The 22,964-nt window shown below is 41.1% G+C and carries 15 protein-coding genes; 14 read left to right on the forward strand and 1 reads right to left on the reverse strand.

Translation table 11 applies throughout. The features are described 5' to 3' along the window. Positions 1-18: 18 nt before the first annotated feature. Positions 19-1,212, forward strand: coding sequence for a thioredoxin domain-containing protein (locus FBD94_RS05525; protein ID WP_136879424.1), 1,194 nt, complete (start codon positions 19-21; stop codon positions 1,210-1,212). 131 nt (positions 1,213-1,343) lie between these two features. Here the strand turns inward: FBD94_RS05525 and FBD94_RS05530 are convergent, their stop codons facing one another. Then, positions 1,344-2,123 (reverse strand): IclR family transcriptional regulator, encoded by a 780-nt coding sequence (locus FBD94_RS05530; protein ID WP_131606454.1) that lies wholly within the window; start codon positions 2,121-2,123, stop codon positions 1,344-1,346. 217 nt (positions 2,124-2,340) lie between these two features. Between FBD94_RS05530 and FBD94_RS05535 the strand changes: the two genes are divergently transcribed. Genes FBD94_RS05535 through FBD94_RS05595 form a run of 13 tightly spaced genes read left to right on the forward strand, consistent with a single transcriptional unit; the run spans position 2,341 to position 22,963 of the window. Further along, on the forward strand, positions 2,341-5,112 hold the full coding sequence (locus FBD94_RS05535; protein ID WP_136879425.1) for a family 78 glycoside hydrolase catalytic domain: 2,772 nt from the start codon (positions 2,341-2,343) through the stop codon (positions 5,110-5,112). 9 nt (positions 5,113-5,121) lie between these two features. Then, positions 5,122-6,237 (forward strand): glycoside hydrolase family protein, encoded by a 1,116-nt coding sequence (locus tag FBD94_RS05540; RefSeq protein ID WP_136879426.1) that lies wholly within the window; start codon positions 5,122-5,124, stop codon positions 6,235-6,237. Between the two features lie 13 nt (positions 6,238-6,250). Then, a complete protein-coding gene (gene galB, locus FBD94_RS05545) occupies positions 6,251-8,671 on the forward strand; it encodes a beta-galactosidase GalB (RefSeq protein ID WP_136879427.1) in 2,421 nt (806 codons plus the stop codon). A gap of 9 nt (positions 8,672-8,680) precedes the next feature. Then, on the forward strand, positions 8,681-9,841 hold the full coding sequence (locus FBD94_RS05550; RefSeq protein ID WP_131606446.1) for an ABC transporter substrate-binding protein: 1,161 nt from the start codon (positions 8,681-8,683) through the stop codon (positions 9,839-9,841). Then, entirely contained in the window at positions 9,838-10,989 is a 1,152-nt protein-coding gene (locus FBD94_RS05555) for a CaiB/BaiF CoA transferase family protein (RefSeq protein WP_131606444.1), read from the forward strand. Before FBD94_RS05550 ends, FBD94_RS05555 begins: the two co-directional genes overlap by 4 nt. 3 nt (positions 10,990-10,992) lie before the next feature. After that, positions 10,993-12,156, forward strand: a complete 1,164-nt coding sequence (locus tag FBD94_RS05560) for a CaiB/BaiF CoA transferase family protein (protein ID WP_131606442.1) — start codon at positions 10,993-10,995, stop codon at positions 12,154-12,156. Further along, complete coding sequence (locus tag FBD94_RS05565) at positions 12,149-13,384, forward strand: extracellular solute-binding protein (RefSeq protein WP_136879428.1); 1,236 nt, start codon at positions 12,149-12,151, stop codon at positions 13,382-13,384. Before FBD94_RS05560 ends, FBD94_RS05565 begins: the two co-directional genes overlap by 8 nt. Before the next feature lie 6 nt (positions 13,385-13,390). After that, entirely contained in the window at positions 13,391-14,467 is a 1,077-nt protein-coding gene (locus FBD94_RS05570) for a Gfo/Idh/MocA family protein (RefSeq protein ID WP_131606438.1), read from the forward strand. Positions 14,468-14,477: 10 nt separating this feature from the next. After that, positions 14,478-14,918 carry a MaoC family dehydratase gene (locus FBD94_RS05575; protein WP_131606436.1) on the forward strand — a complete coding sequence of 147 codons (441 nt, stop codon included), beginning with the start codon at positions 14,478-14,480 and terminating at the stop codon, positions 14,916-14,918. A 30-nt stretch (positions 14,919-14,948) separates the two neighbouring features. Next, positions 14,949-16,262, forward strand: coding sequence for an L-fucose:H+ symporter permease (fucP, locus tag FBD94_RS05580; protein WP_131606434.1), 1,314 nt, complete (start codon positions 14,949-14,951; stop codon positions 16,260-16,262). Positions 16,263-16,272: 10 nt separating this feature from the next. Beyond that, entirely contained in the window at positions 16,273-19,650 is a 3,378-nt protein-coding gene (locus tag FBD94_RS05585; protein ID WP_136879429.1) for a glycosyl hydrolase, read from the forward strand. Positions 19,651-19,688: 38 nt separating this feature from the next. Next, positions 19,689-21,707 (forward strand): aceric acid hydrolase, encoded by a 2,019-nt coding sequence (locus FBD94_RS05590; RefSeq protein WP_131606430.1) that lies wholly within the window; start codon positions 19,689-19,691, stop codon positions 21,705-21,707. Positions 21,708-21,718: 11 nt separating this feature from the next. Further along, positions 21,719-22,963 carry a ribulose-bisphosphate carboxylase large subunit family protein gene (locus FBD94_RS05595; RefSeq protein WP_131606428.1) on the forward strand — a complete coding sequence of 415 codons (1,245 nt, stop codon included), beginning with the start codon at positions 21,719-21,721 and terminating at the stop codon, positions 22,961-22,963. Position 22,964: the final 1 nt, after the last annotated feature.

Genomic DNA, 22,964 nt, shown 5'->3' on the forward strand with positions numbered 1-22,964 from the left:
ATATTCAAACCATAAATTATGAAAAAGCACTTATTTATTGCTCTAACTATAGTATTGACCGGAGTTGCGTCAATATCAGCCTTTGCACAAGGAATGACTTTTAACCATGGTACTTGGGCTGAGGTCAAAGCACTGGCAAAAGCACAAAACAAGCTGATATTTGTTGATTTTTATACGGTATGGTGTGCACCCTGTAAACAAATGACGATGAATGTATTTCCTCAAAAGGAAGCTGGAGATTTTTACAACAAGAACTTTATAGCTTATAAAGTTGATGCAGAGAAAGGTGAGGGGCCTGCGTTGGCCAAAGAATACAAAGTATCCGGTTATCCGACTTTGGCATACATCAATTACAACGGAGAAGTAATTCACAGATTAACAAGTTCTACTGATGTTAGGGAACTGATTGAGCACGGTAAACTGGCGCTGACACCTCGCAATGATTATGAGCAGTTGAAAGGAAAGTTTGCTAAAAATGAGCTTAACAAAGAAGAATTGTATCATTACTTTGTTATTGTTAAAACTAAGGGCGATGACAAAGAAACCAATATGGTTTTCGATCGTTACTTTGATGCAGTTGCAAATGTTAGTGCCGAAACATTCAGTTTAATAACGGACAATGTAAGTTCAACAGATAGTAAACATTTTAAATATCTAGAAGCCCATACCAAAGAATTTGCCGCCCAGGTTGGAAAAGAAAAAGTGGAGAACTTTATCAGGAAGGAGTATCTACAGGAATTTCAAGCAAAGGTTTGGTATAAGTCTTTTCCAACATTTGCAGCATACCAGGATGCAAAAGCGATATTACAAAAACAGATCAATTTAACGGAGAAAGAAGCATTGGCTTTTGATACCGATTATTACTTGCGTGCAGAGGATGAAGAAAACTATATGGTTAATGCAAATAAGTTGGTTGAAAAGTTTTATTATAATGACGATCTGCAGATCAGTAATGTTCTTGGTGGAGGATCCAGGTTGGTTAAAAAGGAAAAGAATCTGCTGATTACAAAGGCCTGGGCGGAACGGGCATTGGCCATAAAAGATAATTTTATCAATAATGCAACATTGGCGATGATTTATAAAATCCTAAAAAATAAACTTATGGCCATAAAATATATTGATATATCTATTGAACAGTGCAAGAAAGAAAAAAATGGTTATGAGGATAGAGCGGGTATGCTTAAAAAAGAAATAGAAGACGCTACCTATTAATCGCCCCCCTGTTCCATACTACGGCAGTAAGTAGTAAAATTGGTTACTCCGAAAAGACCTTCTGAGCTTTGCTCCCTTTTTCAGGGAGCCTAAGATCAGGGAGTCTTAGGGGAGTATACCTATTTTACCTTTTACAGTGTTAATACCCCAATCCGCTCTTCAATCTTCTTCGCGCATTTAATCGCCTCAGCCAAAATATCTTCATTGTCCATATCCTTATTCACATTTAAAGCGGTAAGACTGGAAACGGTCAAACAAGCAATAATTCCGGTGCTTCCTCGACCAATAGGAACCGATACATCTACTACCCCTGCGGCCAGATCACTGGTTCTGATGTAAGCCCCCTTGTTTTGGATCCCTTGCAAAGAGTTTAAGAACTTTTTTTTATCCTTATCAGCATAGGTCTGGTATATCTCATTACCACTTAAGATAATTTCCTGCTCAGTTTCCGGCATGTAAGCGAGTAATACTTTTCCGGAAGCAGTTAAAGGCAAAGGGAAAAGGTTTCCTTCTTCAATAGACAGTGCTATTGGCCCTGGACTTTTAGCATGAATGATGACCATCACCTGGTTCATATATAATATACTAAGGTGACAGGATTGCATCACCGCATTGGCTAGTTCTTCTAGTGGATATTGTGCAGCCTTACGCAATTCATCAACAGGTGAGTGGCGATGCGAAAGATAAAATAGCTTTAAAGAAAGTCTGTATTTTCCAGAAACCTCGTCCCTCAAAATATAACCTCTACTTTCCAAACTCATCAACATTCTGTAAATTTCATTTGGGCTTTTGTCTATACCAGTAGCAATCTCGGTCTGAGAAAGCGGTATAGATTGTGCAGAGAGATATTCAAGAATATCTAAACCTTTATCTAATGCTGGTGCCTGATATTTAATTTCCTTTTCCTTCATAGAAACAAGCGTGTAACTTTTTAATTGACAAACATACTAAATGCTTTTTAATCATTCTTCTATAGTGGGATGAGTAAAAAGATACCTAAATATATACTTTCATATTTGAAATAAATATTTATATTTGAATTAACAACCATTTGTAAACCCAATACCTTGTTAATCTTTAAACTAAAGAACTAATTTAGTTATAGCAGGTGTTAATCTTATCAACTGAATGAGCAAGCTACTATATTTCCTTGGTTTATTTCTTTTCACATTGCCTGTATTTTCGCAAGGTTTAACTGCGAATGATTTGCGGTGTGAGTATAGAGTGAATCCAATGGGGGTTGAAGCAGCTTCGCCTTCATTGAGCTGGAAAATAGGAGCTTCTGAAAGGAATGTTCAACAGTCAGCCTATCATATAATTGTAGCCGATGATGCTACTTTGTTAACTAAAAATATCGGAAACATATGGGACTCTAAAAAAGTCGGTTCAGGTAAATCTTTGCAAGTAAGTTATAAGGGGAAGCCTTTAGCTTCCGGGAAAACCTACTATTGGAAAGTAAAGGTTTGGGACAATAAAGGCAATGCTTCAAGCTGGACTAATACAGCAAAATGGCAAATGGGACTTTTATCTGTCGCTGAGTGGAAGAATGCCTCTTGGATTGCTTACGAGAAACTGGCAGATTCTAATGTAACCGTGCTGCCGAAGGACAATAAAAAGGATACCTATTTTGGAAGTAATGTATTGCCGCTTTTAAGAAAGGATTTTGTCGTTAAAAAGCCGATAGCGAAAGCCAGCTTGTTTATCAGTGGTCTGGGGCATTTCGATATGAGTTTGAACGGTAAAAAGCAGGGCGATCACTTTTTGGATGCCGGTTGGGTAAAATATGATAAGGAAGCTTTATATGTAACTTTTGATGTGACTAGCGACTTGCGTAAAGGAGCAAACACAATTGGTGTGATGCTGGGCAATGGTTTTTATTACGTACCACCTGTAAAAGGAAGGTTCAGGAAATCAAAACCAGCATTTGGCTATCCAAAAATGATATGCAGGTTGTTGCTTGAATATAAAGATGGTACTACAGAAAACATCATCAGCGATAAAAGCTGGAAAACAGCTTCGGGACCAATTACTTTTTCAAGTATATACGGCGGAGAGGATTATGATGCACGCTTAGAACAGCAAGGCTGGGATTCTTCATCTTTTAAAGATAGAGACTGGAAAAACGTGTTAATTGTAGATGGACCGCCCGCGATTAGATCGCAACAGGCAGAGCCACTTAAAATATTTGAAAACTTTACTGCACAAAAAATTACTAAAATCTCAGCAGGAGAATGGATCTACGATCTGGGACAAAATGCTGCTGGTATCATAAGTTTAAAAGTAAAGGGGAATAAGGGCGATACCATCAGAGTTTATCCTGCTGAATTACTTAAAGATGGAAGGGCTAACCAGAAGCCTACCGGAAGTCCGTTTTATTTCGAGTACGTATTAAAAGGTATTGGGGAAGAAATCTGGCAGCCACGTTTTACCTATTATGGTTTCAGGTATTTGGAAGTAAGAGGAGCTACGCCCACAGGAAATAAAAAAGAAAATAACTTGCCAGAAATATTGGAATTAAAAGGCTTGCATACCCGTAATGCAGCAGGCCGGGTGGGCGAGTTTGCCTCTTCAAATCAACTGTTCAATCAAACAGATAAACTGATCGATTGGGCTATAAAAAGCAATATGGCTAGCGTATTTACAGACTGCCCACATCGCGAGAAGCTGGGTTGGTTGGAAGAATCACATTTGATGGCTTCATCGGTTATGTATAATTATGATGTGACGACGTTGGCTACTAAAGTCGTAAATGACGTGATTACCTCACAATTGGGTAATGGCCTGATTCCAGAAATTGCGCCTGAATATATCCAGTTCACCTGGGGTGGTGAGATGTTCCGAGATTCTCCGGAGTGGGGCAGTACAGGAATTATCCTTCCTTGGTATTTGTACGAATGGTATGGTAATACTGAAGTGATGAAAAATGCTTATCCAACCATGCAACGTTACTTGGCTTACTTACAAACTAAAGCAGAAAATAACATTTTAAAACAAGGCCTGGGGGATTGGTATGATATCGGTCCTAAACGTCCTGGCGTTTCACAGCAAACTCCAATGGGCGTAACCGGAACAGCTATTTACTATTATGATTTATGCTTGATGCAAAAAATGGCGACGCTAATGGGCAAACCTACAGATGCAGCAAAGTATGCTGCTTTGGCGACTGCGGTTAAACAAGCTTTCAATACTACCTTCTTTAATAAGGAAACCAAGCAATATGCTACCGGCAGTCAAACTGCTAATGCTATGGCGATCTATATGCAATTGGTTGAGCCGCACTATAAGGATGCCGTTTTGGCTAACCTGATCAAAGATATCCGAGATAGGAACAATGCTTTAACCGCTGGTGATATTGGCTATCGCTATGTTTTGAGGGTTTTAGAACAGGAAAATCGTTCGGATGTGATCTTTGACATGAACAGCAGGAGCGATGTGCCGGGCTATGGTTATCAGTTGGCACATGGTGCAACAGCGCTAACAGAGTCTTGGGCAGCATTGCCCGAGGTTTCCAATAACCACTTTATGCTTGGACATATTATGGAGTGGTTTTATAGTGGGGTAGCGGGGATAAGGCAGGAAGCCGGATCGGTAGCCTTTAATCATATCCGTATTTATCCGGAACCTGTGGGAGATCTGACCTCAGCAAAAGGCAGTTATTTGTCGCCTTATGGACTGATTGCTACAGATTGGAAGAAATCTCCGAATGTATTTGAGCTTTCTGTTGTGGTTCCTGCAAACTCAAAAGCAACGGTATATCTTCCTGCAAAGGCAAATCAATTGATCAGCGAAAGTGGTATTGCGGTAAAAAAAGATAATACAGTGGTTAAGTTGGCTGGTTTTGAAAAGGACAGAGCTATTATTCATATCGGTTCCGGCATTTACAAATTTAAAGTACAATAGATTTTAATCATGAAGCTTATACAGTTATCTATCCTTACTTTTTTTATTTCATCAACAGCTTTAGCGCAGTCGGGAAAACATTCGATCTCTGCGGCTAAAATGCAGCAGATTTATGAGGAGGTTAAAACACCTTATAAATATGGATTGGTGATGGTGCCGGAGGATGAGCAGCATAAGATGGATTGTCCTACTATTTTTCGTGAAGGAAAGTTTTGGTACATGACCTACCTGATTTACAGCGGTCGTGGTTATGAGACCTGGTTGTCTAAAAGCAGCGATCTTTTGCACTGGGAAAATATGGGCCGTTTAATGTCTTTTGGTGATGCCGGTAAATGGGATGATAATCAGAAAGCAGGCTACAATGCTTTAACAAGCACCAAATGGGGTGGCGACTACAAGCTCGGCAAGTTTAATGGCAAATACTGGATGTCATATTTTGGAGGCAAAGAGAAAGGTTACGAAGTAGAACCATTGAGTATTGGAATGGCATATACCGATAAAAGTCCGGCTGTAGTTCAGGAATGGCAGCGCTTAGAAAACCCTGTTTTAAGTGCTACTGATGCAGAAGTAAGGTGGTGGGAAAACCGTCATAAGCTTTTTAAAAGTACGGTAATTGAAGATAAAAAGAGGTTGACCGGACATCCATTTGTGATGTATTACAACGCTGTTGGTGATTCATTGGAAAACAATAAAAAAACGAGGTGGTACGAGCGGATTGGAATGGCGGTGTCCGAAGATATGTTGCATTGGAAGAGGTTTGGTAAAGACCCTGTAGTGCATCAGCCTGTCGGGATTACCGGTGATGGCGTAATTCAGAAGATTAAAAATACTTGGGTGATGTTTTATTTCGGTGCGTTTTGGCAAGATAGAAAAGGAGCCTTTAATCGCTTTGCAGCTTCAGATGATTTGGTAAACTGGACGGATTGGACGGGAGATAATTTGATCCAATCCTCGGAACCTTATGATGCGTTGTATGCTCATAAATCATTCGTTTTAAAACATAAAGGGGTGGTTTATCATTTCTATTGTGCTGTAAATAAAAAAGATCAGCGTGGTATCGCTGTGGCAACTTCTAAAGATTTAGGAAAAAGTAAGCTTGACTTTGTTTCGGGTAATAATAAATAAAGAATATTAAAGTATGATGTTAAGAAAGAACCTGGTATTGCTTTTATTGATGCTGATTGTTGGTGTTAGAGCCAATAGCCAGTCTCGTATACACCAAAGTTTTAATCAGGACTGGAAGTTTTTTTTAGGTGATGTTACTGCGGCTAAATCGTCGGATTTTAGCGATTTAAGTTGGAGGAAGCTAAGCTTACCTCACGATTGGAGCATTGAAGGGAAGTTTGATCTAAAGAACCCAGCAAAGCCAGAAGGTGGAGGTTTGCCTACCGGAGTTGCCTGGTATAGAAAAACGTTTACATTACCTGCTAATTTGCAACAGAAAAACATATTCATCGAGTTTGATGGCGTATATAAGAATAGTGAGATATGGATAAATGGTCATTTATTGGGTAAACGTCCTTATGGCTATTCTTCATTTAACTACGAACTAACTAAGTATTTAAAGCCAGGTGAAAATGTGATTGCTGTACGGGTAGATAATTCTGCTCAGCCAGATTCCCGCTGGTATTCAGGATCGGGTATTTATCGTAACGTTTGGTTAACCGCAACAGAGAATATAGCTATTGATCATTGGGGGACATTTGTAAGCACATCTGCTGTAAGTAAAACTACTGCAAAGCTGAATTTTAAAACAGAGATCAGGAATAAAGCCGGATTAAAAGGGGAGATCGATGTGCAATCGCAGGTTTACGATGCAAAGGGCAAATTGGTAGCTGCGGTTAGAACTGACCATATCACATTGAACGATACATTGGTAACAGTAGCGCAATCTAGTACTGTCGATCAACCGGAACTGTGGTCTGTAAATAATCCTCATCTCTATAAAGTAGTAACGAAGGTTTTTTCGGGTAAGAGATTGGTAGACAACTATGAAACACCGCTTGGGATCCGCTATTTTAACTTTGATGCGGCAAAAGGCTTTACGCTTAATGGCGAATACCTAAAAATATTGGGTGTTTGTATGCACCATGATTTGGGAGCTTTAGGTGCCGCTGTTAATGTTAGGGCAATGGAACGCCAGCTGGAGATCATGAAAGATATGGGGGCGAACGCCATCCGTACTGCACATAATCCGCCTGCGCCTGAATTGCTTGATCTATGCGATAAAATGGGTTTCCTTGTAATGGATGAGGCTTTTGATATGTGGGCCAAAAAGAAGAACAAACAAGATTATCACCTGAGCTGGAACGAATGGCATGTGAGGGATTTGCAGGATATGGTAAAACGCGATAGAAACCATCCCTCGATTATTGTATGGAGCATTGGAAACGAAATCCGTGAGCAGTTTGACAGTACTGGTGTTGCTATGACTAAAGAATTGGTGAAGTTGGTTAAGGATTTAGATACGACTCGTTTGCTTACCTCTGCATTGACAGAAACTGATGCTAAAAAGAATTTTATATACCAGTCGGGTGCATTAGATATCTATGGATTAAATTACAACCATAAGTTGTATAAGGATTTTCCTAAAAATTACCCCGGACAAAAGTTTATTGCTACAGAAACTACCTCTTCATTAGATACCCGAGGTTTTTATGAAATGCCATCTGATAGTATTCGTCGCTGGCCAAAAGATGGCAAAACGAAGTTTACAGAAGGTAATGCTGAGTTTGCCGCTTCGTCCTATGATAATGTTTCTGCTTACTGGGGTTCTACACACGAAGAAACCTGGAGAGAAGCTAAAAAATATGATCATGTTTCTGGCTTATTTGTATGGACAGGATTTGATTATTTAGGTGAGCCATTGCCTTACCCATGGCCTGCGAGAAGCTCTTATTTCGGTATCGTGGATCTGGCCGGATTCCCTAAGGATGCTTATTATATGTACCAAAGTGAGTGGACAAACAAGCCGGTATTACACCTCTTTCCACACTGGAATTGGACAGTAGGTAAAATGGTTGATGTTTGGGCTTATTACAACAATGCAGATGAGGTAGAGCTATTCTTGAATGGGAAATCATTAGGGAAAAGAACCAAACAAGGGGAGGACTTGCATGTGGTATGGTCGGTAAAATACGAACCAGGTACCTTAAAGGCTATTTCTAAAAAGAATGGGCAGGTGGTATTGGTTAAGGAGATTAACACTGCCGGTAAGCCGGCCAAAATAGAATTGCTTGCAGATAGAACTCAAATTGGAGCAGATGGAAAGGATCTTTCCTTTGTAACGGTAAGGATTTTGGATGCTCAGGGGAATTTAGTGCCCGATGCAGATAATCTGGTTCAGTTTAAACTGGAAGGTGAAGCTACAATTGCAGGTGTGGATAATGGTTTTCAGGCAAGTCTGGAACCTTTTAAAGCAGATTACCGCAAGGCGTATCGCGGCTTATGTCTGGCTATTGTACAGGCAAAAAACAAAGCAGGTAAATTAAAATTAACAGCAACATCTGCAGGACTAAAGTCCGCATTAGTATCGATTAGTGTAAAAGGAATAAAGTAAAAAGAGGTCATGAGTGACAAGATTAATTTAAAAGGAATAACGTGGAATCACAGTCGGGGCTTTGTACCCATGGTGGCTACGGCACAGCGGTTTTCGGAATTAAACCCATCAGTAGAAATTACCTGGGAAAAGAGAAGTTTGCAACAATTTGCTGATTTTTCAATACAAGAGTTGGCACAGCGTTTTGATCTGTTGGTAATCGATCACCCATGGGCAGGTTTTGCAGCTAAAACTGAATCTATCTTGCCGTTGGATACCTATCTGACGAAAGCTTACTTAGATGATCAGCGTGTAAATACAGTTGGACATTCGTTTGAGAGCTATTCGTATGACGGTCACCAATGGGCTTTGCCTATAGATGCGGCTACACCAGTGGCTTCGAGCAGACCTGATCTGTTGGAGAAACATGGCTTTGAATTGCCTGAGTCTTTTGCCGATTTGCTGAAATTGGCCGATAAAGGTCTAGTCGCTTTTGCGGGGATCCCTATTGATGTGTTGATGAATTTTTATACTTTCTGCTGTTCTCTGGGTGAAGACCCTTGTCAGCTAGAAGATTTGATTGTCTCCCGTTATATCGGTGTAAAAGCATTGCAAATGTACCGTGAACTGGCTTCAAAAATTCATCCGGATAACTTTAAAAGAAACCCGATACAAGTATATGAAGCGATGACCTTGGGCGATGACCTAGCTTACTGTCCATTTGCTTATGGTTACTCTAACTATTCAAGAAATGGTTATGCGCGTAAGCCGCTGCATTTTCATGATATGATTAGCTTGGATGGAGAGACTAATTTACGCAGCACACTAGGCGGTACAGGGTTAGCGGTATCATCTGGTTCGAAAAATATAGAAATGGCAGTGAAATATGCAGCTTATGTAGCTTCGCCAGCCTGTCAGCAAAGCGTTTTCTTTGAGAACGGTGGTCAACCCGGACATTTGAGTGCCTGGACAGCTCCTGATGTGAATGCCAAATCAAACAATTTCTTTGCGAATACATTACCTGCTTTGCAGCGTGCGTTTCTTCGTCCACGGTATCACGGACACATGTTTTTTCAGGATCATGCGGGAGATATCGTAAGAGATTACCTCATGAATGGAGGATCGGAATTACTGGTGTTGGAGCAGATGAATAAATTGTATGTGGAATCAAGAAGCTTAATATTATCATGAGAAGGCCACTTGAAGGAATACTAGTCTTAGAGTTTTGCCAGTTTTTAGCAGGACCTTCCGCTGGATTAAAACTGGCCGATTTAGGGGCTCGTGTGATTAAGATTGAGCGCCCGGTAAAAGGGGATGCTTGTAGACAACTGGCTATCAAAAACCTATTTGTTGATGAGGATAGCTTGCTTTTTCATACCATCAATAGAAATAAAGAATCATACGCGGCAGATTTGAAGAATCCTGAAGATCTGGATGTCATCAGGAAACTGATTGCCAGAGCTGATGTGATGACGCATAATTTCAGGCCCGGGGTAATGGAGAAAATCGGATTGGATTATCAGTCAGTACAAGCCCTTAACCCTAAAATTATATATGCTGCGGTAACAGGATATGGCAATGAGGGCCCTTGGGCAAATAAACCAGGACAGGATCTACTCGTGCAATCCGTTTCGGGATTAACCCATTTATCGGGTAGTAGTGAAGAAGGACCTGTGCCTTTCGGCTTATCGGTAACGGACATTATGTGCGGTAACCACCTTACGCAGGGGATTATTGCTGCTTTAATTAAGCGAGCCAAAACAAATAAAAGTGTGCTGGTAGAAGTGAGTTTGCTGGAATCGGCATTGGATGTGCAGTTTGAAGTACTGACGACCTACTTGAGCGATGGTGGTCAATTACCAAAAAGAAGTAAGGTGAAAGGAAGCGGACATGCTTATCTAAGTGCACCTTATGGAACTTATGAGACCAGTGATGGTTACATCGCATTAGCGATGGGCGATTTAGGTAAAATTAGTGAGCTGATTGGTTGTGATATTTCAGCTGTTTATATGAACGCTGGTGATTCTTTTGAAAATAGAGATGCATTGTTAGCGTTGCTAGGACAGACTTTTAAAACCAATACCAACCAACATTGGTTGAGTATATTGGAACCTCAGGATATCTGGTGTGCAAGTGTACTAAACTATAAAGAAGCGACAGAGTTGGAAGTGTTTAAAAAGATGGAAATCAGACAACTGCTAGATCTTGGGAATGGCAGAACACTGGATACCACAAGAGCACCGATGCAGATTGATGGGCGTAAATTATTTGCCAGTAAAGCGGCGCCTAAAATTGGTGCCGATAACGAAAAGATTAACAAAGAATTTGATTTGAAATAGTATATGAAACCCCTTGAAGAATATTTAGTAGTTGATTTTAGCCAGTTTCTGTCGGGCCCTTCTGCAAGTCTGCGATTGGCCGATATGGGTGCAAGGGTAATTAAAATAGAGCGGTTAGGTGTTGGCGATATTTGTCGTACTTTATATACGTCTAATGTGATCATGAACGGAGAATCTTCCGTATTTCATGCCATCAACCGCAATAAAGAAAGTTTTGAAGTAAACTTAAAGGACGAACAAGATTGCCAAATGGTACGTGAACTGTTGGCAAAGGCTGATGTGATGATCCATAACTTTCGTCCGGGTGTGATGGAAAGATTGGGCTTTGATTACGGATCTGTACAAGAAATTAACCCCGAAATTATTTATGCAGAACTTTCTGGCTATGGGGCAGAAGTTGACGGTAAAGGGAAACCTGGGCAAGACTTGTTGTTGCAATCTGTTACCGGCTTAACCTGGTTAAGTGGTAATGCAGATAGTGGGCCTGTCGCAATGGGCTTATCTATTGTAGATATGCTCGCCGGTTCGCACTTGGCACAGGGTATTTTAGCCTGTTTGTTCCGCAAAATAACGAGTAAAGTAGGGGCCTTGGTACAGGTGAGTATGATCGAGTCGGCTTATGATTTTCAGTTTGAAACCATTACCACTTTTATGAATGAAGGAGAGATCCTTCCAGAACGGACAGCGAAGAACAATGCAAATGCCTATTTGGGTGCTCCGTACGGTATTTATAAAACTGAGGGTGGATACATCGCACTGGCGATGGGCTCGATACCGGTTTTAGCTGATTTATTGGGTTGTGACGAATTAAAGAAATATACAGATCCAGCAGAAGCTTTTGATAAACGTGATGAGATTAAACCTATTCTCGCAGATCACTTGCTAACTGGGACTACGGAAAAATGGTTGGCGATTTTAGAGCCTGCAGACATATGGTGTGCAGATGTACTGAACTGGAAGCAACTGATAGATCATGAGGGTTTTAAAGCCTTAAATATGATTCAGGAGGTGAAAATGAACGATGGTTATCAGTATCAAACTACAAGATGTCCGATTAGGATTGATGGAGAATTGCTAACTTCCGCCAAAGGTTCACCTAAATTGGGACAGGATAATGAACAGATCATCCGCCAGTTTATTAATGTAAAATCAAGTATCCATGAGTAAAAATGAAGTATTCAGAATAGCCGTACGCAAGTTTGGCCCCTTTGAATCTGCCATGCAAAAAGTATGGGATCAATATTGTCTTAATTCCGGTTGTGAATTGAAGGCTGAACTGGTACCCCTGGATTTGCATGAACTTCATGAAACTACACTAGTGCAAAATGGCCTTAAAAATGGAGATTGGGATGTTGCACACATCAATACGGATTGGCTTTATGAAGGATATACCAGTGGTGCTTTTGAGGATTTGAAACCTTTTATAGCCGCAAAATCTCCTTCAGCATTTCCACAAGGATGGAGCAATTCCTTATTGGCTTCACAGCAATTTGAAGAGGCTATTGTTGGATTGCCATTTCATGATGGGCCAGAATGTCTGATCTATAGAAAGGACCTGTTTGATGATCCAGATGCACAAAAAAACTATTTAGAACAATATGGGAGGGCGTTAGTCGTGCCCCAAACATGGGCTGATTTCCAACAGGTAGCCCAGTTCTTTAACCGTCCGGAGCAAAACTTATATGGAAGCGTATTTGCCTGTTATCCTGACGGACACAATACTGTATTTGATTTTTGTCTGCAATTGTGGAGCCGAGGCGGAACGCTTGTGGACGAGCAAGACAGGGTTAACGTAAATACTCCGCAAGCTATCGAAGGACTTGAATTTTACCGAGAAATCATTAAAGATAAAAACGCAGTACATCCTGGCTCAGTAAGTTTTGACTCTGTGCAAGCAGGTGCGGCATTTGCAAGGGGTGAGGTGGCGATGATGATCAACTGGTTTGGCTTTGCCTCTGTTTGTGAGGTAGATTCGGCCTCTGCGGTAAAAGGGAAGGTAGAAGTTGGCTTGTTACCAGTTTCTTCGGGTAGCAAATCAGCATCTTTAAATGTTTACTGGTTGTATACTGTAGGGGCTGGTAGTAAGCATAAACAAACAGCTTACGATTTTATCCGGTTTGCTGTAAATGAAGAAAATGATAAACTGCTAACCCTTGAGGGCGGGATTGGTTGTCGGATTTCGACCTGGAAAGACGAAGAAGTAAACCAGATTGTTCCTTATTACCATAAACTGGAACAATTGCACGAATCTGCTAAAACACTACCGCAGAAGCACAATTGGGCAGACATCGCATCTTTAATTGATGAAATGGTACTGAGCACTGTAAATTCAGAACTACCTGTTGCTGAAATTGTAAAAAAGGCTCAGGATAAAATTAATTTAATAGACAAGTAGACCTATATGGACATCATATATCAACCTCAGCTACCTGAAACCAACCAACCCATTATTATTATTGGTGCTGGTGGTATTGTGGCTGATGCCCATCTTCCTGCTTATAGGAAGGCAGGTTTTACAGTTCATGGAATTGTAAACCGGACGAGAGCAAAAGCGGAGAAATTGGCTGAGGATTTTCAAATTCCTCATGTTTATGATTCGGTGGCAGAAGCAGTAGCAAATGCACCTGAAAATACGGTGTACGACCTGACCATTATGCCTGAACAGTATCTGGAGGTTTTAGCACAATTACCAGATGGAGTGGCAGTGCTGATCCAGAAGCCGATGGGCGACAATTTTGATCAGGCTAAAGAGATACTGGAGTTATGTAGGAAGAAAAAATTGATAGCAGCCATTAACTTCCAGCTTCGTTTTGCACCTTTTGTAAGTGCAGCGAGATATATGATAGAGCAGGGCATGATTGGCGAGCTTTATGATATGGAAGTTCGTGTGACCATTAAAACACCTTGGGAGATTTTTCCGCATGTGATGGTCCATCCTCGCCTGGAAATTCTTTACCATAGTATCCATTATGTTGACATGCTCCGTTCTTTTTTAGGGGATCCGGAAACAGTAATGGCGAAGACTTTAAAGCATCCTGCTAAAGCACTTTCATCTTCACGTTCTACCATTTTAATGGATTACGGAGATACCATGCACGCAGTGATTAATACCAATCATGACCATGATTTTGGTCCCCATAATCAGGAGTGTTTCATCAAATGGGAGGGGACAAAGGGTGCGATTAAGGCAAACGTAGGTTTACTCATGGATTATCCGCACGGCATTCCTGATGTGTTTGAATATTGCCTGATTGAAGCGGGTAAAGCCCCAGAATGGAAGCAGGTAGAACTGGAAGGTTCCTGGTTTCCAGAGGCATTTATAGGGACGATGGCAAGTTTAATGCGATATAAGGAAGGCTCATCTGATATTCTCCATACCAGTGTGGAAGATGTGATCAATACGATGGCAGTAGTAGAAAGTGCTTACCTATCCAGCGACAAAGGTGGGGTAAAGGTAAGCGAGCAGTTGAAAAATTAATAAAAGAGCAATGTATTTTAAATCAATATTTTTTGAAGATTACCAGTTAGGAGAGAAAAGGGTAACATTGGGACGTACCATTACAGAAACAGATTTTGTAGTTCATGCAGGCCATACAGGAGACTTTTTTCCGCACCATATGGACGAAGAATGGTGTAAAACTCAACCTTTTAAACATAGAATTGCCCATGGAACAATGATATTTAGCATCGGCATTGGGTTAACGGCATCGGAGATTAACCCTGAAGCTTTTTCTAAAGGTTACGACCGCCTTCGCTTTGTAAAACCGGTATTTATTGGAGATACCATTCATTCAGAGATTACTATCTCGGAGAAAGCCGAAGCTAAAAAACCGGAATACGGAACAATAACAGAGCATGTAGAAATTAAAAACCAGCATGGAGAAGTGGTACTAGTCTGTGATCACCTACTGCTCGTGAAAAAGAAATAACCCTATCAAGAACCAACCTAAAATTAACATATGAACCACATTACAGAAGCGGAAGCAATTGTCTTAATAGATCCGGCAGCGGGTAACAAAGGAGATACAGCCACAGGTAAAAAGTATCTAGTGCCATTTATTCTTGTTGTAAGCTTATTCTTCTTGTGGGGAATGGCACATAACCTCGATTCGATACTCATCCCGCATTTAAAAAAAGCCTGTAATCTCAACAATAGAGAATCCACCTTAATTGATACGTCAGTTTTCCTGGCTTACTTCTTAATGGCCATTCCGGCAGGCATGATCCTTAAAAAATGGGGGTATAAATCCACTATGATTACAGGTTTATTAGCCTTTGCTTTTGGTGCATTTCTATTTGTTCCGGCAGCAAACAACCTATCATACCTCACTTTTCTAACTGCACTTTTTATTATTGGCTGTGGCTTAACCCTACTGGAAACGTCAGCGAACCCTTATGCCGCTATATTGGGAAGTCCAGATAAGGCGGCCTGGAGGCTTAATCTTGCTGCTACATTCAATGGTTTGGCGGCACCATTAGCTACCATTGTTGGGCGATTTATCCTTTCAGGAAAATCCCATACACAAGATGAACTGGCAGCAATGACAGATACTGTTAGAAACAATTACTTCCTGACGGAAGCTGCAACTGTAAAGACTCCATACATTATCTTAGGAACTGTTTTGGTTTCTGTAGCCTTACTATTTTATTTTATGAAGCTGCCTGAAGTGAAAACCATAAGTAAAGATGGTATTTCAAAAGGTAGTTTCTTAGGCGCCTTAAAACACAAGCATTTAAGATGGGCAGTGATTGCTCAGTTTTTTTATGTAGGCGCTCAAGTATGTGTAACAAGTTTTTTTATTCGGGCTGCACAACAAGCAGGTGGATTTGACGAATATACTGCACTCTATTATTTAGGCCTTTATGGTACATTATTTCTAGTTGGACGTTTTGTTGGAACGTTATTACTTCGCTATATCTCATCAAACAAACTATTGGCAATTTATGCCGTAATCTCAGCTCTACTTAGCATTGTTGCCATTTTTGGAGACGGAGCATATGTAGTATATGCATTGGGTGGTCTTGGTTTCTTTATGTCTATTATGTTCCCGACTATATTCGCCCTAGGGATTGATGGTATTGGTGACGATACCAAACCTGGTTCTTCCTGGCTGATCATGTCGATAGTGGGGGGCGCAATCCTTCCTTATGCTATGGGGACGCTGATTGATTTTAACGGAGATAATATTCAGATCGGTTACAGTATTCCATTGGTTTGCTATCTGATCATCTTATATTTTGGATTAAAGGGGTACAAAATTGCCCATAAATAGAAATTAAGATATGAGTTTTAAAAGAAAAGGGATCTTGTTTGTTTTTATAATCTGGTGTATCCTGGCAGTAATGCCTGTTTATGCCCAGCAAAAAGAAACAACTAAACCCTGGGTGTTCTGGTACTGGATGCAGGCAGGTGTTTCTAAACCTGGTATTACCGCAGATTTGGAGGCTATGAAAGCCGCTGGAATAGGTGGTGCATACCTGATGCCAATTAAAGGTGCAGCTAATCCACCAATATTTACGCCTCCAGCAGAACAACTGAGTCCGCAATGGTGGACCATGGTAAAGTTTGCTATGGATGAAGCTAAACGCCTAGATCTAAAGCTGGGGATGCATGTGAGTGACGGTTTTGCCCTGGCAGGTGGACCATGGATTACACCTGAGTTATCTATGCAGAAAGTTGTGTCTACTCAATTGAATATCAAGGGAGCAACTTCTGGTCAGATTAAGTTAGCACAGCCCGAAACTATTGCGGGTTATTATAAAGACATTGCGGTGTATGCTTATCGTTCACCAGAAGGCGCAGGTATATCTACACAAACTATTGTTCCAATTGTTACGACAAGTAATGGTATTGATGCGAGTGGATTGGTAGTGCCTGGTAATAAAAAGAGCTTTGGCAGTAATGAACCTTGTTGGATTCAGTATGCCTTTGCGCAACCCTTTACCACACGTACTATTACAGTTCGAACTAGTGGGAATAACTATCAGGCAGAGCGACTGGAAGTTCAGGTGAGTGATGATGGAAAGGTGTTTAGGTCTGTAGGGCGATTAGAGCCGCCACGTCATGGCTGGCAAGATACAGATGCCGACGTAACGCATACCCTAGTTCCGGTTACGGCAAAGTATTATCGCTTTGTATATGATAAAAAAGGATCTGAGCCGGGGGCAGAAGACCTTGATGCAGCGAAATGGAAACCATCTTTAAAACTGGTTAATTTGGAACTTTCTGCCGAACCAAGAATCAATCAATACGAGGGAAAGGCTGCTGAGGTATGGAGAATCAGTAAACGTAGTACTGCAGCTCAGCTCCCAGATCGGCTTTGTGTGCCTTTAAATAAGATCATAGATCTGACCAGTAAATTAAATGCGGATGGTAGTTTAAACTGGAAAGCGCCTAAAGGAAATTGGACGATACTGAGAATCGGGCATACCTCTACTGGGCATAAAAATGCCACAGGTGGCGGAGGAATAGGTTTGGAGAGTGATAAGTTTAACCCAGTAGCGGTGAAATTACAGTTTGACAGCTGGTATGGAGAAGCTTTAAAGCATGGTGGTCCTGAGATTGCCTCGAAAGTTTTGAGCGTATTTCATGTAGATAGCTGGGAATGCGGCAGCCAAAACTGGTCGCCTTTATTTGCCGCAGAATTTAAGAAACGGAGAGGGTACGATATGATGCCTTATCTACCCGTAATGGCTGGCATTCCAGTGCAAAATGCAGCTGTTTCTGAAGGTTTTCTTTACGATTTACGTAGAACAATTGCTGAACTGGTAGTAGATCAGTTCTATAAAACACTGGCTGCGCTGGCTAAGGAAAAGAAAGTAGCCTTTACAGCAGAGAGTGTTGCACCAACCATGGTTAGCGATGGCCTAATGCATTATAAAACTGTGGATGTGCCAATGGGTGAGTTCTGGTTAAATAGCCCGACTCATGATAAGCCCAATGACATGATGGATGCGATTTCTGGTGCTCATATTTATGGTAAAAATATTATTCAGGCAGAAGCATTTACTACGGTACGTATGGACTGGAGTGAGCATCCCGGTAATATGAAAACTTTACAAGACAGGAATTATGCGCTGGGCATCAATAAGATGGTTTACCACGTGTTTACCCATAATCCATGGATGGATCGGAAACCGGGGATGACACTGGATGGTGTGGGTTTATACTTTCAACGTGATCAGACTTGGTGGAAGCCAGGCAAAGCATGGGTAGATTATGCAGAACGTGCTCAGACATTATTACAACAGGGAAATCCGGTAATAGATATCGCAGTTTTTACTGGCGATGAGATTCCTCGTAGATCAGTATTACCTGATCGATTGGTGTCCGTTTTACCAGGTGTTTTTGGAAAAGACGTAGTAGATAATGAGCAAAAACGGTTGATGAATGTTGGTGAGCCTTTGAGGATAAAACCGATGGGAGTAAGCCATTCCGCAAATATGGCTGATCCTGAAAACTGGGTTAACCCTTTACGGGGATATGCTTACGATTCTTTTAATCCTGATGTGCTAAGTACCGCAGTAGTTAAAAATAATAAAGTAGTTTTTGCATCTGGGGCAAGTTATGCCATATTGGTTATCCCTGGTAAAACGGCTATGAATCCAAACTACCAGTACATGAATTTTGAAACTGTAAAGCAATTGCTGGTTTTGGTAAAAGCAGGTGCAACGGTTCTGTTGAATGAAAAGCCACTTTATCAGTCGGGCTTAAGACAGGTTGCAGAAATTGAATTTAAAAAGGTAGTTGATGAATTATGGAAGCCAGGAAAAAATGGCGATGGTCAGGTGATTATCGGCCCTTATCAGGGAGAGACATTTAAACAATTAGGACTTGATCGTGATTTGCATATTGTAGAGGCAGGACAAAATGTTTATGCAAAATACATAGCATATGCCCACAGAAATACTGTTGATAAAGATATTTATTTTATTGCAAATCAGTTGGATAAAGAACGTTTGCTAGATCTTTCATTTCGTATTGCTGATCTGAAAACTGCACCCGAGTTTTATGATGCGGTTTCGGGTGAAACCTGGAAAGTGAAGAACTGGTCTGTTGTGGATGGAAGATTGGAATTACAGGTTAAACTGGAGCCTAATGCATCGGTATTTGTAATTTTTGATCGCAATGCTAACCCGGCTCATTCTGTTGAAGGGACAAACAATTGGTCGGAATTTACGACCACTCAGGTATTGGATAAGGATTGGCAAGTGACCTTTGATCCTCAATATGGTGGCCCTTCGAAACCCGTGCTTTTTAAGGATTTAACCGATTGGAGTTTGAATCAAGATTCCTTAATCCGTTATTATTCGGGTACAGCAACCTATAACAAAAACATAAATATCAAGTCAAAGAAAACTGATCAAGTATGGCTTGATTTAGGCGCAGTTGCTAATATTGCTGATGTGAAAGTCAACAATATTTCTTGTGGGATAGTTTGGACGCCGCCATATCGTGTGGAGATCAGTAAAGCGCTTCGTAACGGCAACAACCAGATCAGTATCGAACTGAGTAATACCTGGGCAAACCGTTTAATTGGCGATCAACGCTTGCCTGAAAATAAACGGATTACAAAAACTACGGCGCCTTACCGCCTGGAAGGTAAACCTTTGCTAAAAGCTGGATTACTGGGGCCGGTAACGATCCAGACTATTAAGTAGATACTATTAACCGAATCATAAAAACCAAAATATAAACCATGAAAAGGATATTTATCATCTCTGCGTTGCTTTTTTCGGTACAGATGAGTTATGCACAGGACAAAAGCCTGGTTAACACAAAACAAAGTAGTCACGCTAAACTGCACAGTCCGAATATGAAGGATGTGAATTGGACAAAAGGTTTCTGGGCTGACCGATTTAAGGTAGCCAGGGAAACTATGGTGCCAAATATGTGGGACATCTATAACGATGAGCACATCAGTCATGCTTTTAAGAATTTTGAAATTGCTGCCGGACTGGATACCGGGTCACATAAAGGTCCTTCTTTTCATGATGGTGATTACTATAAAACACTAGAAGCCATGGCTAGTATGTATGCTTCAACTCATGATAAGAAATTGGAAGCTAAGATGGATAAGGCCATTGCCGTAATTGCAAAATCACAGCGGGAAGATGGCTATATCTACACAAAGGCAATGATTGAACAGCGTAAAACGGGCTCAAACAATCAGTTTCAGGATAGGTTGAGTTTTGAAGCTTACAATATTGGCCATTTAATGACTGCTGCTTGCGTGCATTATCGAGCCACGGGGAAAACCAATTTATTGGAAGTCGCTAAAAAAGCAACAGAATATCTGTACAATTTTTACCAAAAGGCATCCCCAGCATTGGCCAGAAATGCCATCTGTCCCTCTCATTACATGGGGGTAATTGAAATGTACCGAACTACTAAAGAACCACGATATCTGGAATTGGCTAAACACCTGATTGCCATTAAAGGTAAAATTGAAGATGGTACAGATGACAATCAAGATCGGATACCTTTTTTACAACAAACTAAAGCAATGGGACATGCGGTAAGAGCAAATTATCTCTACGCCGGTGTAGCTGATTTATATGCGGAAACTGGTAACGATTCCCTGATGCATACCTTGAATTTGATGTGGGATGATGTAAACCAGCACAAGATGTACATCACAGGAGGCTGTGGCTCTTTATATGATGGTACTTCTCCAGATGGGACATCCTACAACCCCGCCGAGGTTCAAAAGATCCACCAGGCTTTCGGTAGGGATTATCAGTTGCCAAACTTCACGGCTCATAATGAAACTTGTGCCAATATTGGTAATGTATTATGGAACTGGAGAATGCTGCAAATCAGTGGTGATGCAAAATATGCTGATGTAATGGAGCTGGCTTTACACAATAGTGTACTTTCAGGTATTAGTCTGGACGGTAAGAAATTTTTATACACCAATCCTTTAAGCTACTCTGATGATCTGCCTTTTAAACAACGTTGGTCAAAAGAGCGAGTGCCTTACATTGGTTTGTCAAATTGTTGCCCGCCAAATGTAGTCCGTACCATTGCAGAGGTTAGTGATTATGCCTATAGTATTTCTGATAAAGGTTTGTGGTTCAATCTTTATGGTGGTAATACCATTCAGACCAGCTTAAGTGATGGATCGAAAGTTAGCCTTGTTCAGGAAACTAATTACCCATGGGATGGCAACATCAAGATTAGTGTTAAAGCAACTGGTAATAAGCCTTATTCCATGTTTTTCCGTATTCCGGGCTGGACATCTAATGCGACTTTAAAGGTAAATGGACAAACTGAAAACCTGGTATTAACACCAGGGACTTATGCGGAATTGAACCGTAGATGGAAAGCCGGTGATCAGGTAGAACTGGTATTGCCTATGGAAGCGCAATTGGTAGAGTCAAATCCGCTTGTGGAAGAAACAAGGAACCAGGTAGCAGTTAAAAGGGGACCTGTAGTTTATTGCCTGGAATCTCAGGATTTGCCTGGTAAAAGAATCTTTAATGTCTTTATACCAGCTAAAATTGATTTAAAGGCCAGCCCTATTCAAATTGATGGAGCAAACATGATGAGTCTGGAAGGTAATGCGCAGCTTATTGAGAATAAAGACTGGAAAAATGTGTTATATCGTCCACTCAATGAATCAAATACCACTACGCCGATTAGGTTGGTGCCTTACTTCGCCTGGGGCAACCGTGGGCGTTCGGAAATGTCAGTTTGGTTACCCGTAAGTAGATAAGAACAAGAGAAATGGAAAGAGTAACTGCAAAATATTATATAGAAACACCACTTGATCTTGAAAAATCAGCTCAGGTATTGGCCGGAGAGCAGTCGTCGGGAACTTTTATTGCCGTTCCTGGTGAGACCGAGGAATTGAAACAACGTTTCGCCGCTAGAGTAGAAAATATCACTCTTATGGATGTGGCAGATAGCCCTGCTATTCCGGGTGTGCTTTCCTCGGGAGGAAAATACCAGCGAGCCATGATAGAGGTATCCTGGTCCGTAGAGAATTTTGGTTATAACCTGCCTGTTTTGGTATCAACTTTACAGGGGAATCTTTACGAACTAACCCAGTTTACCGGTCTAAAACTTATGGATCTAGAACTGCCGGCCTCTTATGCCAATGCTTATAAAGGACCAAAGTTTGGCATTGAGGGGTGTAGGAAGCTGACAGGAGTTTATGGTAGACCATTGATTGGTACGATCATTAAGCCGAGTATCGGTATGACACCCGAACAAACAGCTGAGCTGGTTAACACATTGGCAAAGGCTGGTATTGACTTTGTGAAGGATGATGAATTATTAGGCTCTTCTGCCAATTCTCCATTCGATATGCGTGTGGATGCGGTAATGGATGTGATCAATAGACATGCGGATCAAACTGGTAAAAAGGTGATGTATGCCTTTAATATCAGTGATGATATCGACCGGATGCAGCGCAATTATGAAAAGGTACTCCAATCTGGAGGAACTTCTGTAATGATTAGCCTGAATAGTGTGGGGCTGTCTGGCGTAAAGAAAATAGGAGATATGGGAGAACTAGCGATACATGGTCACCGCAATGGCTGGGGCATGCTCAATCGTCATCCTTTACTGGGGATCGAATTTCCGGCTTACCAGAAATTATGGAGATTGGCAGGTGTAGATCAGATTCATGTCAATGGGATTCAGAATAAGTTCTGGGAATCAGATGATTCAGTAGTTAAATCTATTGAAGCTTGTCTGACGCCCTTGTTAGGTGGCTATTCGGTATTGCCGGTGGTGTCTTCCGGACAATGGGGAGGCCAGGCACCTGAAACTTATCGACGCACTAAAACTGTCGATTTGCTGTATATGGCTGGCGGCGGTATTATGGCTCATCCTGATGGACCAGCTGGTGGAGTCGTTGCCTTGCAACAAGCCTGGCAGGCAGCAGTTGATGGTTTGTCTGTAGCCGAAGCTGCGTCAAAATACCTGGAGTTTGGTCATTCCGTATCTGTATTTGGTAAAAAATAAC

The sequence above is a fragment of the Pedobacter hiemivivus genome (genome assembly GCF_005144565.1).
GTDB classification, from domain to species: Bacteria; Bacteroidota; Bacteroidia; order Sphingobacteriales; family Sphingobacteriaceae; genus Pedobacter; species Pedobacter hiemivivus.